This window comes from Vibrio sp. S12_S33 (assembly GCF_963889785.1).
GTDB lineage: Bacteria > Pseudomonadota > Gammaproteobacteria > Enterobacterales > Vibrionaceae > Vibrio > Vibrio aestuarianus.
Genome location: NZ_CAWPQZ010000131.1, coordinates 1 through 1,706 on the forward strand (window position 1 = coordinate 1; position 1,706 = coordinate 1,706).

General features: G+C 39.7%; 2 protein-coding genes and 1 pseudogene. All 3 read right to left on the reverse strand.

Going from position 1 to position 1,706, the window contains the following annotated elements:
* Positions 1-180 (reverse strand): annotated as a pseudogene (locus AACW06_RS19390) (hypothetical protein); the annotation flags it as partial.
* A gap of 190 nt (positions 181-370) precedes the next feature.
* A complete protein-coding gene (locus AACW06_RS19400; protein WP_031791505.1) occupies positions 371-883 on the reverse strand; it encodes a GNAT family N-acetyltransferase in 513 nt (170 codons plus the stop codon).
* Positions 884-1,019: 136 nt separating this feature from the next.
* A complete protein-coding gene (locus AACW06_RS19405) occupies positions 1,020-1,565 on the reverse strand; it encodes a hypothetical protein (RefSeq protein WP_192076314.1) in 546 nt (181 codons plus the stop codon).
* Positions 1,566-1,706: the final 141 nt, after the last annotated feature.

The window sequence follows — 1,706 nt, forward strand, 5'->3', positions numbered from 1 at the left end:
TTTACCGTCTCTTCTTATATGTAAGTTCTTCAGATCTGTTAAATCACCATCAATAAACCATTGATCTGAATAGGGTGGCATCTCCAACGGTTCGTCATAAACATAAAGGCTATTAATATCTGATGCAGCATGGCAAAAGAAACTAACAAAGACGAAAGCTGTAAATATACTTCTATACATTATCTTTCCATACTACATAATTTGAGTGAACCATAAATCGAGAAACACATAACGCCGCGTTAAGGGGTGAGTGCCGCTCAAACCAACTTTCCGCAGATCACTTTCACCACCAAAACTCACCGCATACCAAAAATGCCAAGCGGCATGAATCCCTCTTGAACGCCTTGTTATGTGAATTTTTCCAGCGCGCTCAATACACACAACCATTAAACTCAATAACTTGATTGCTTAGAGCGTGACCAACATTGTAAGCTTTAACCATGCCTCCACGGTAGACAAACTCGTTCCAATTTTTCTGCTGCATATCGTAGTAATGAATAGGACAAACTAACTCTGAATACCCTGAACTTCGATATACATCTGGCTCATAAGCGAAGAGAAAAGAATGAGTTACACCAAAAGACACCAAGTATTTATCCAGTTCTTTTACAATAACCTTGGCTAAACCCAGACCACGCTTATTTGCTGCAACCGCTATACCGCCAACTATGCCTGCTTTGAAGTTGATGGAGCCCTGTGACATTAACCGGCTATAAGCAAAGCCGGTAGCAACAATCTGACTATCGTCTTCAATGAGAACTGCACAAACGAATTCTTGGTTAAAATTAACTGTAGAATCTTGACCAAAAACTGAGTTTAGATGTGCATTAAGTGACGCTTCATACGCCTCAATTTCACCACTTTTGACGACTGATATTTTCAAGATGAGCTCCATTCACATAACGCCCAATTAAGGGGTGAACAACGCCTCCACCCAACCTAAAGCATTCTGCCATAAACACTATATTTGAAGTAGAAGCAAAAATGCCAAGCGTTGTGAATCCCTCTTAAATTGCTTGTTATGCGCTGATATTTGTTTGCACACCAAGTTTTTCTGCCTGCCTTAACAGTTCAAGCAATGAGTTGCTATCAAAAGCCTTGAGGGCTAGATCTAGTTTAAGCATTTCTCCTGATTTAAGTGCTACCACCAATCGAGAAGCTACTAAATCCTTGATAGCAGGGTGCCCAGATAAGTTTTCAATCACATTGGTTTGAGAACCAATATAGATTCCCTCAATTTCATTTATTGGTATCTTTCTATTTATTCCTTTAAATCCACCGGACTTGATAATCAAGTGAGAACCTTCAATCTCCAGGCGAAAAGCAGACAATATTTTAGCTGACCAAATAAAGTAAATAAATACTGTCACGCACAGTAGCGCCCCCGCTAAGGGAAATGAGACCTCTCGCGCTTCAACTTCAGAGAAACCTAAGTAGCTTTCAAAAAGCCACATTATACCTGCCCCAAACATCACGAAATAAAAGATTAATGAGGCCAATAAAAGTGGGACCCAGTTTATAAATGATTTAACAATACTTATTTTCGTATTCAACTTTGCTTTCATATTACTCCGAGGCGCATAACGCTGCATTAAGGTGCGAACAACGCTAAATCTCCAAACCCAAACCACTCCACCTTAAACACTAAAGCCAAATTTAAACTGAAGTCGCCAAGCGTTGTGAGTCACTCTTGAATGCCTTGTTAT